Origin of the sequence: Bacteroides gallinarum DSM 18171 = JCM 13658 (genome assembly GCF_000374365.1) — a bacterium.
In the GTDB taxonomy this organism is placed as follows: domain Bacteria; phylum Bacteroidota; class Bacteroidia; order Bacteroidales; family Bacteroidaceae; genus Bacteroides; species Bacteroides gallinarum.
This window is the reverse complement of record NZ_KB894194.1, coordinates 1-10,131: the sequence shown is the minus strand read 5'-3', so window position 1 is coordinate 10,131 and position 10,131 is coordinate 1. Positions and strand designations below refer to the sequence as shown.

The window sequence follows — 10,131 nt, the reverse complement described above, 5'->3', positions numbered from 1 at the left end:
GAAATCCTGTGGATTTTCTTTGGAATACATACGGCAAATGCCGTACTGATGATAGACAAGATCAGGAACAGGACGGTGAAAGCGGCATGATATGATTTTACAGGCAGAGGCAGAAGATGTCTTCAGACTTCTTCCCGAGCGTCATGTCTTGTAGGGTAAGATTGTGTGAGAAATTACAGGAATAGGACTATAAAAATGGCATATGAAGTGAGTATGCTCTATCATCTTCATATGCCATCTTGATTTTTAGGGACATTTACTGAATATCCCTAGGTACGGATTACACGGGGTTCACGTTTTTCTTTAGATTTATCCGTGATTTTCCGTGTAGTCCGTGCCTAATCCATATCAAATCTGTGTCTGTTTACAACTCGATAACCAGTGATTCACGCGCTCCCATTTTCAATTCTTCTCCAAAGGCAATTGTTCTGCCGCTTAGAATGTCTTTTCCTTGTTCGGTGTCTTTCAGGATTTCCTTGTAGAACTTCAAGGGAACGGTGGTTTCCGCATCCGTTCCGTTCAGCATCACGAATACCGTCTTGCCTTCGTACTGGCGGGCATAGGCGTACACGCCGTTCTGCACCATGAACTGGGTCATGCTGCCTTTGGCAATCACGTCGTTCCCTTTACGCCAGTTCAGTATTGTCTTGTAGAAGTTGTAGCAGTCGTTCTGGATTTTGCTGCGGCCTTCGGCGGTAAGTGCGGTTTCCTTGTCGTCTGCCCAGCCTCCGGGGAAGTCCTTGCGTACATAGCCGTCGCTCTTGCTCTTGACGCCGTTCATCATAATCTCCGTTCCATAATACAGTTGCGGAATGCGGCGGGTAGTGAGCAGTAGGGTAGAGGCTTGTTTCAGCATCGGAAGGTTGTCGCCTTCACCCAGGAAGCGGTCGGTGTCGTGGTTTTCGATGAAAGCGAGTACCGATGCCGGGTTCGGGTAGAGGAAGTCGTATACGAAATTGTTATATACGCGGTCCAGCCCTTTGAACCAGGTTTCCGTCTCCTCTGTCTTGGCGGTGTTGATTTTGTCGAAGAAGCTGAAATCCATTACTGTTTTCAGGTTGCTGTTCTTGGGTGCGGACAGCTTGGAGTCTTTTTGCCACCAGGCGGTGTATGCCGGTTCGGTAACCCATGTCTCGCCTACGGTGTTGTAGTTGGGGTATTCTTCATTCAGCTCCTTCATCCAGTTGCTCATGGCGTCGTAGTCGGCATACGGATAGGTGTCCATACGGATACCGTCTATATTGGCGTACTCAATCCACCAGAAGCTGTTCTGGACGAGGTAACGGTATACGTGCGGATTCTTCTGGTTGAGGTCGGGCATGGCGGTTACGAACCAGCCGTCGTTCATCTGGCTGAAATCGTACTTCGATGCGTACGGGTCTACGTGCGGAGTCAGCTTGAAGGAGGTCTGTACGAAGTTCTTTTCGTGGTCGGGATTGTTGAACCAGTCCTTGCTGGGCATGTCCTTTATCCATACGTGCTCTACGCCGCAGTGGTTGAAAATCATGTCCATTACGATTTTTATGCCACGTGCGTGGGACTTTTCGATAAGCTGCTTATATTCTTCGTTAGTGCCGAAGCGGGGGTCTACCTTATAATAGTCGGTGGTGGCATAACCGTGGTACGAACCTCCGGTCATGTTGTTTTCCAGTACCGGAGTGAACCATAGGGCGGTTACACCCAAATCGGAGAAGTAGTCCAGGTGTTGTTCGATACCGGCAAGGTCGCCGCCGTGACGGGCGTTCGGGTCGTTGCGGTCTACTTTGTATTCCGCCATGCCCGGTATCTGGTCGTTGTCGGGGTTGCCGTTGGCAAAACGGTCGGGCATCAGCAGGTAAAGCGCATCGGAGGCGTCGAAACCGAGGTGTTCGCAACCTTTCTTGGCGCGTGCCTTTAATTCATATTCCTCGACGAGTTTCTTTTTGCCCTGGGTAAAGGTGAGTGTCATCTTGCCGGGCTTTACGTCTTTGTCCAGCTTGAGGTAGACCAGCAGGTAGTTGTTGCTTTCCAATTTGACGGTGCTGCTTAGCGAGACACCGGGGTAGTTTACGGATACCGCTGCATTGCCGATGCCTTCGCCGTATACCATTAGCTGAAGTTCGGGGTTCTGCATGCCGGTGTACCAAAACGGCGGGTCGATTTTGTTTACGTTCATGGCTGCATACGTGCTGAGGGAAAGTAAGAGTGTTCCCAAAATGAAGAATACTTTTTTCATGATATTAGCTTTTCGTTATTTACTGCGCTAATTTAAAACAAAATAGCGGAGAGGAACGTACCTCTCCGCTATAATTGTCTATACGGTTTATGCAAACGTTTTCACTCCTTACATGAGGAAGCCCAGCAGGATACCGGCGGCTACTGCCGAACCGATAACGCCTGCTACATTCGGCCCCATAGCATGCATCAGCAGGTAGTTGGTCGGGTCGTATTCCAAACCTACGATTTGGGAGATACGTGCCGAGTCGGGTACTGCGGATACACCTGCATTACCGATTAGCGGGTTGATCTTATTGCCTTTCTTCAGGAAGAGGTTGAATATCTTCACGAAGATTACGCCGGAAGCGGTTGCAACGACGAACGAGAAAGCTCCCAGGCCGAAAATCCACAATGAATCGGTAGTCAGGAATTCGGATGCCTGTGTGGAAGCGCCCACGGTAAGACCGAGCAGGATAGTGATAGTATCGATTAGCGGACCGCTTGCCGTGTTGGCAAGGCGGCGGGTTACTCCGCTTTCCTTTAACAGGTTACCGAAGAACAGCATACCCAGCAGAGGCAGGCCGGACGGAACGAGGAAGCAGGTGAGCAACAGACCGATAATCGGGAACATCACCTTTTCCGTATGAGAAACGACACGCGGCGGTTTCATGCGGATAAGGCGCTCGTGCTTGTTGGTGAGCAGGCGCATGATAGGCGGCTGGATTACCGGTACCAATGCCATATAAGAATAGGCTGATACCGCAATGGCACCCATCAGGTTAGGAGCCAGCTTGGACGAAAGGAAGATAGCCGTCGGGCCGTCGGCACCGCCGATGATACCGATAGCACCGGCCTGCATCGGGTCGAAGCCGATAGCCAGGGCTGTCATATAGGCACCGAAGATACCGAACTGTGCGGCCGCACCGACCAGCATCAGCTTCGGGTTGGAAATCAGGGCGGAGAAGTCCGTCATAGCGCCGATACCCAGGAAGATAAGAGGCGGATACCAGCCGGAAGTCACTCCTTGATACAGGATGTTGAGCACAGACCCTTCTTCATAGATACCGACTTTCAATCCGGCTTCCATGTTGAAAGGGATATTACCAATCAGCATACCGAAACCGATAGGAATCAGCAGCATCGGCTCGAATTCCTTGGCTACGGCCAAGTATATGAAGAACAAACCTACCAGAATCATTACCACGTGTCCTACCGTTGCATTGGCAAAACCCGTGTAGGTCCAGAAGTCGGCAAGGTTGTTTCCTAAAAATGTGATAAATTCTCCCATATTATTCAATAATTACGAGGTCAGTACCTTCGAGTACGGATTCTCCTTTACTAACGTTAATAGCGGTAATCTTACCGTCTTTGTCGGCATTGATATTGTTCTCCATTTTCATGGCTTCCAGGATGATGATAACCTGGCCTTTCTTCACAGTGTCGCCTACGTTGACTTTGATATCGAGGATAACACCGGGCAGCGGAGATTTCACACCCGACTTGCCGCCGGAAACAGCGGCCGGTTTTACAACCGGGTTGGCGGGAGGGGCGGGAGCCGTTGTCGCAGGACGTACTACCGGCTTCACAACTACTTTCGGAGCTTTCTCCATTTCGACATTATAAGGAGTACCGTTCACTTCTACGTGGGCGATATTGTCTTCAATATCCCCAATGGTAACTTTATATACGTTACCGTTGATTTTATATTTATATTCTTTCATCGTTTTATCTTTATTAAAGGTGACTTACTTTCTGAGAGGAGTTTCACGCAAGGTGTAAATCTTGGAGCTCCATGGCGAATAGCTGCGTTTTACACGGGTAATGGTAAGCACGGTATCTTCCACATCGTGTACATCGCTCTGCATTTCGTGCAGTGCCAAAGAGATAGCGGCAAATATTTCGCCCGGGGCTTCTCCCAGTTGTTTTTCTTTGGCTTCCTTTTTGTCGGTGATACCCTTGACCCGCATGGCGTTACGCTTGCTGAGGTTGACGGATATCTTGCCTACAATCTTGAAAGAGATATAAAGAAGAATCAATCCGCAGAATACTACACTCATGGCGGAAATGGCCATACCGATACCTATGCTGTCATGCTCCTCGAACTTTTCCATTTTGGCATTGCTGTCGATGGTCTGGTTGTTGGTGCTTGGGGTAACGTAGCGGTCTTCGCTGTCGCCTTTTACTTCCCATTCCTGGGAAGCATCGCTGACGCGTGCATAAGACTGGTTGGCTTTCAGTGCACCGGCGGGTACTACAATCTGGTCGAGCAGTTTCTTGCCGGAGTCGTACAGGCCAATCCAGTTGGCATTTACGCTATCCAGCTTGAAGTTGGTGTGGAAAGTTCCGCGGTTAGGTTCTCCGTCTGCCCAGAATAGTGCGTGCTGACGGGGTTTTACCACTGTCAGGACATCGCCTTTCGGGATGAAATAGCTGGCGGTATCACCCGGCTGGCTGCTGAATTTCAGGTAACAGCCGGCAAGGTCGGCACTGCCGTATGATTTGTTGAATATTTCAATCCATGCGCTGTGTACACCGTAGTCATCCTGGAAGTTGCTTTCGTTGTTAACGAGCACTTCATTCAGCAACAGTTTGGAATTCACCTTCTTCTCTCCACAGGAAGAACAGAATCCTAATACCAGCATCAATGAAAGGAATATTCCGATTTTTGTTTTATTCATAAATTTGAGTTTTTATTTTTCAATTCTCAACTTTCAATTCTCAATCTTTAAAGAGGAATATTACCATGCTTCTTGGCCGGGTTGGTGAGCTTCTTAGTTTGCAGTTGCTGCAGGGCGCGGATGATGCGGAAACGTGTGTTGCGCGGTTCGATGACATCATCGATGTAGCCGTACTTGGCTGCATTATAAGGATTGGCAAATAATTTGGTGTATTCTGCTTCTTTCTCAGCCAGGAACTGTACAGGGTTCTCCTGTTCTTTGGCTTCGCGTGCGTACAGAACTTCTACGGCACCTGCACCACCCATTACGGCGATTTCGGCAGTAGGCCATGCGTAGTTCATATCGCCGCGGAGCTGCTTGCAGCTCATCACGATGTGCGAACCACCGTAGGACTTGCGCAGGGTGATAGTAACCTTGGGCACAGTAGCTTCACCGTAAGCATACAGCAGCTTGGCTCCGTGCAGGATAACGCCGTTGTATTCCTGGCCTGTTCCGGGAAGGAAGCCCGGTACGTCTACCAAAGATACGATAGGAATGTTGAAGGCGTCGCAGAAACGGACGAAGCGCGCACCTTTGCGGGATGCGTTGCTGTCGAGCACGCCTGCAAGATATTTGGGCTGGTTGGCTACAATACCGACGGACTGTCCGTTGAAGCGGGCGAAGCCGATGATGATATTCTTGGAATAATCTTTTTGGATTTCGAGGAACTCGCCGTTGTCGATGATAGCGCCGATTACTTCGTACATATCGTACGGCTTGTTCGGGTTATCGGGGATAATATCGTTCAGGGAGTCTTCCAGGCGGTCGATAGGGTCCGTACAATCTATATAAGGAGGCTCTTCCAGGTTGTTCTGCGGGATATAGCCCAAGAGCTTGCGGATTAATGCCAGTCCCTCTTCTTCCGTCTTGGCAGTGAAATGAGTTACGCCCGACTTGGTGGAGTGTACGCTTGCGCCGCCCAGGTTTTCCTGGCTGACGTCTTCGCCCGTTACGGTCTTAACCACTTTCGGACCTGTGAGGAACATATAGGAAGTGCCTTCCATCATCAGCGTGAAGTCGGTCAGGGCAGGAGAATATACCGCACCGCCGGCACAGGGGCCGAAGATACCCGAAATCTGGGGGATAACGCCCGAAGCGAGGATATTACGTTGGAAAATCTCGGCATAGCCTGCCAAAGCGTTGATACCTTCCTGGATACGCGCGCCGCCCGAGTCGTTGATACCGATGCAGGGAGCACCCATTTTCATTGCCTGGTCCATAATCTTGCAAATCTTCAAAGACATCGTTTCCGACAAAGAGCCTGCAGAAACCGTGAAATCCTGTGCGAAGATATAAACCAGGCGGCCTTCGATAGTACCGCAACCGGTAACCACACCGTCGCCGGGGTAGTGTTTCTTTTCCATACCGAAGTTCGTACATCTGTGTTCGACGAACATATCCATTTCTTCGAAACTGCCTTCGTCGAGTAACATTGCTATACGCTCGCGGGCTGTATATTTACCTTTTTCATGTTGCTTTGCAATCGCTTTCTCACCGCCACCGAGACGCGCAGCCGTACGGCGGTCGATAAGCTCTTTAATTTTCTCAAGTTGATTACTCATGTCCTTTATTTATGATTTATGATTTTAGAATAAAGTTGGATGATTGATGATTCCTTATCACTCTCCTTTTTCGCAGAGTTCCGTCAATACGCCGAGTGTGGATTTCGGGTGTAGGAATGCGATGTTCAAGCCTTCCGCACCTTTGCGGGGCGCTTTGTCGATAAGGCGGATACCTTTTTCCCCGACTTCGGCGAGTGCGTTGGCTACTCCGTCTTCCACAGCAAATGCTAAATGGTGCATGCCGCCATTGCCGTTGTTCTTTTCGATGAATTTGGCAATGGTGCTTTCGGGAGAAGTTGGTTCCAGCAACTCAATCTTCACGTCGCCTACTTTCAGGAAAGCGGTTCTTACCTTTTGGTCTTCTACAGTCTCGATGTTGTAGCATTTCAAACCTAATACGTTTTCGTAGTACGGAAGGGCTTCTTCGATGCTTTTTACGGCAATACCCAAATGTTCAATGTGTGAAATCTTCATAACAATTTATATTAATGTTGGTATTCAATTCCTAATTTTCAGAATAAGCAGTGCAAAGAAAGAGATTTCTGCTTGAATAAAGAAATTTTTCGCCAATTAATTATAAAGGTATTTCTTCTTGGAATGATTTTAAGACCGGTATCGCCCGTTGTTGTTTTATCGGGAGGCAGCGGCCGGTTTTTTGTAAAAAAGAGATTCAAAAGCTTTTTTTGTCGTATCTTTGTCAGTAGAAATACAATCGGACAAATATTATGTCACATTTAGCTCCCCTGATTGCCGATTTGGCATTGATACTGATTTGCGCCGGTATAATGACGCTGTTATTTAAGAAACTGAAACAGCCGTTGGTCTTAGGATATGTGGTGGCTGGTTTCTTGGCAAGCCCGCATATGGCTTATACGCCTTCCGTAATGGATACGGCGAATATACAGACATGGGCGGATATCGGTGTTATTTTCTTACTGTTCGCCCTGGGACTGGAGTTTAGCTTCAAAAAGATAGTGAAGGTGGGCGGTGCTGCCGTTATCGCTGCGTGTACAATCATATTCTGCATGACACTGCTGGGTGTGGCGGTCGGTACGGCTTTCGGGTGGGAGCGTATGGACTGCATCTTCCTGGGCGGTATGATTGCCATGTCCTCTACCACTATCATATATAAGGCATTCGATGATTTGGGTATGCGCAAGAAGCAGTTTACCGGCTTGGTGCTCAGTGTCTTGATTTTGGAAGATATTCTGGCTATTGTCCTAATGGTTATGCTGTCTACTATGGCAGTCAGCCATAATTTTGAAGGAACGGAGATGCTGGGTAGCATAGCAAAGCTGCTGTTCTTCCTGATATTGTGGTTTGTCGTAGGCATTTACCTGATACCGGTACTGCTGAAGAAATGCCGTAAGCTGATGAGCGAGGAAACACTGTTGATTGTATCGCTCGGGCTATGTTTCGGCATGGTAGTCCTTGCCGCGCATACAGGGTTCTCGGCAGCATTCGGAGCATTTATCATGGGTTCTATCTTTGCCGAGACGGTAGAGGCGGAGAGTATCGAACGCCTGGTCAATCCGGTAAAAGACCTGTTCGGCGCAATCTTTTTTGTCTCCGTAGGTATGATGGTGGAACCTGCGATGATAGTGGAATATGCACTGCCTATCGTTGTCATTACGCTGGCAGTCATTATCGGGCAGTCCTTGTTCGGCACATTGGGAGTATTGCTTGCCGGACAACCCCTGAAAACTGCCATGCAGTGCGGTTTCAGCCTGACGCAGATTGGCGAGTTTGCCTTTATCATAGCCTCCCTGGGCGTCTCCTTGCATGTAACGAGCCATTTCCTGTACCCGATAGTGGTCGCCGTATCGGTCATTACGACATTCCTTACTCCTTATATGATTCGTTTGGCAGAGCCTGCCTCCAGTTTCGTCGATACGCATTTGCCGGCAAAATGGCGGAAGTTCCTGCTGCATTATGCTTCCGGTTCGCAGACGGTGAACCACGAAAGCTTGTGGAAGAAGCTGATATTTGCCTTGTTGCGCATTACGGTGGTTTACTCCATTGTAAGCATAGCGGTGATAGCCGTTGCTTTCCGTTTCCTCGTACCGTTTTTCCGGGAGAGCTTGCCCGGTATCTGGGGCTCTTTGTTGTCGGCGGTGGTTATCATATTGTTCATCGCTCCCTTCCTGCGGACTATTATGATTAAGAAGAACCATTCGGCAGAATTCGTCACCTTGTGGCATGACAGCCGGGGAAACCGTGCTCCACTGGTAGCTACGATTGTGCTGCGCGTCTTGATAGCGGTTTCTTTTGTGATGTTCGTCATTGCCGGGCTGTTTAAGCTGTCGGTAGGTTTGGTATTCGGGGTGGCGGTGTTGCTGGTTACGGTGATGATACTTTCGCGGCAGTTGAAGCGGCAGTCCATAATGATTGAGCGCACCTTCTTCCAAAACCTGCGTTCGCGGGATATACGGGCTGAATATTTGGGAGAGAAAAAGCCCGAATATGCCGGCCGCCTGCTTTCCCGCGACTTGCACCTGACGGATTACGAGATACCCGGCGAATCGGCATGGGCGGGTAAGACATTGGCAGAACTGAATTTCGGCAAACGCTACGGGGTACATGTTGTTTCCATTCTTCGCGGGCGCAGGCGGATAAATATTCCCGGCGCTTCGGTACGCCTTTTTCCTCAGGATAAGATACAGGTTATCGCTACCGATGCGGAACTGAGCGTATTCGGCGAGGAGATGAACCGGATTTCGGCGATAGATGCGGATGCCGTGGAGAAGAGCGAGATGATATTGCGGCAGTTGCGTATAGATGCAAACTCTCCTTTTCTGGGCAAGAGCTTGAAGAATGCAGGCATCCGGGAGAAGTACCATTGTCTGATTGTAGGTGTGGAGCGGGGTGAAGAAGCGCTGCACGCCCCCGATGTGCACGAGCCTTTTGCAGAGGGGGATGTCGTATGGATTGTCGGTGAAAATGTCGATGTGTACAAATTGGTCGGCGAAAATGATGAAAATATCGACCTGTAATATGAAGGGAATGATTATTTTTGCCTTATAAATATAAACTAAAAAAAGATTATCATGAAAAGCGATTCGAAAGAATGTCTGTATTGCCAGAATAATGAGACATTGCACAACCTGATGATTGAGATTGCGCAACTTAGTGTATCACGTGTTTTCCTTTTCAAGGAACAGACCTACCGCGGGCGTTGCCTGGTAGCTTATAAAGACCATGTGAACGACCTGAACGAGTTGAGCGACGAAGAACGCAACGCTTTTATGGCAGACGTTACCCGTGTAACCCGTGCCATGCAGAAAGCTTTCCAGCCGGAAAAGATTAATTACGGTGCATACTCGGACAAGCTGTCTCATCTTCACTTCCATTTGGCCCCTAAATAGGGACATTCAGTAAATAATATAAAATCAGCCAACTAATTCATACACAAAATATTGCGAATTAGCTGGCTTTTTTGTATCTTTAGGTATTCCCCCGCAAATAAGGTTTGAAGGCCAAAACGGGGGAAATTCCCCGACTAAGATATGGCTAAGATACAAAATATTTCCGAAATTCACCCAACTTTGGGCTTCACAGAATTTGATGTTCTGGAAAAATACCGCAAAAGTTTTAATGAGAGTGAGCTTGGCAGGCTTCACTCAGTGTTCCCGTTTGAACGCATGGCAAAAGCCGCA

The 10,131-nt window shown here is 48.7% G+C and carries 7 protein-coding genes and 2 pseudogenes; 3 read left to right on the top strand and 6 right to left on the bottom strand.

Features of this window, described 5'->3' with window-relative positions; genetic code table 11:
- Positions 1-364 precede the first annotated feature (364 nt).
- From C233_RS0121510 to mce, 6 genes are all read right to left on the bottom strand, one after another.
- Positions 365-2,215 carry a glycoside hydrolase family 13 protein gene (locus C233_RS0121510; RefSeq protein WP_018669542.1) on the bottom strand — a complete coding sequence of 617 codons (1,851 nt, stop codon included), beginning with the start codon at positions 2,213-2,215 and terminating at the stop codon, positions 365-367.
- A 108-nt stretch (positions 2,216-2,323) separates the two neighbouring features.
- Positions 2,324-3,484, bottom strand: a complete 1,161-nt coding sequence (locus tag C233_RS0121505; RefSeq protein ID WP_018669541.1) for a sodium ion-translocating decarboxylase subunit beta — start codon at positions 3,482-3,484, stop codon at positions 2,324-2,326.
- Between the two features lies 1 nt (position 3,485).
- Positions 3,486-3,917 (bottom strand): biotin/lipoyl-containing protein, encoded by a 432-nt coding sequence (locus C233_RS0121500; RefSeq protein WP_018669540.1) that lies wholly within the window; start codon positions 3,915-3,917, stop codon positions 3,486-3,488.
- Between the two features lie 24 nt (positions 3,918-3,941).
- Positions 3,942-4,874, bottom strand: a complete 933-nt coding sequence (locus tag C233_RS0121495) for an OadG family transporter subunit (RefSeq protein WP_018669539.1) — start codon at positions 4,872-4,874, stop codon at positions 3,942-3,944.
- 47 nt (positions 4,875-4,921) lie between these two features.
- Positions 4,922-6,475, bottom strand: coding sequence for an acyl-CoA carboxylase subunit beta (locus C233_RS0121490; protein WP_018669538.1), 1,554 nt, complete (start codon positions 6,473-6,475; stop codon positions 4,922-4,924).
- 57 nt (positions 6,476-6,532) lie between these two features.
- Positions 6,533-6,949 carry a methylmalonyl-CoA epimerase gene (gene mce / locus C233_RS0121485; protein ID WP_018669537.1) on the bottom strand — a complete coding sequence of 139 codons (417 nt, stop codon included), beginning with the start codon at positions 6,947-6,949 and terminating at the stop codon, positions 6,533-6,535.
- A gap of 251 nt (positions 6,950-7,200) precedes the next feature.
- Between mce and C233_RS0121480 the strand changes: the two genes are divergently transcribed.
- The 3 genes and pseudogenes from C233_RS0121480 to C233_RS23125 form a co-directional block, all read left to right on the top strand.
- Positions 7,201-9,468, top strand: coding sequence for a monovalent cation:proton antiporter family protein (locus C233_RS0121480; protein WP_018669536.1), 2,268 nt, complete (start codon positions 7,201-7,203; stop codon positions 9,466-9,468).
- A gap of 54 nt (positions 9,469-9,522) precedes the next feature.
- Positions 9,523-9,837: pseudogene (locus tag C233_RS23130) on the top strand (HIT family protein); the annotation flags it as partial.
- Positions 9,838-9,981: 144 nt separating this feature from the next.
- A pseudogene (locus tag C233_RS23125) lies at positions 9,982-10,131 on the top strand (DDE transposase); the annotation flags it as partial.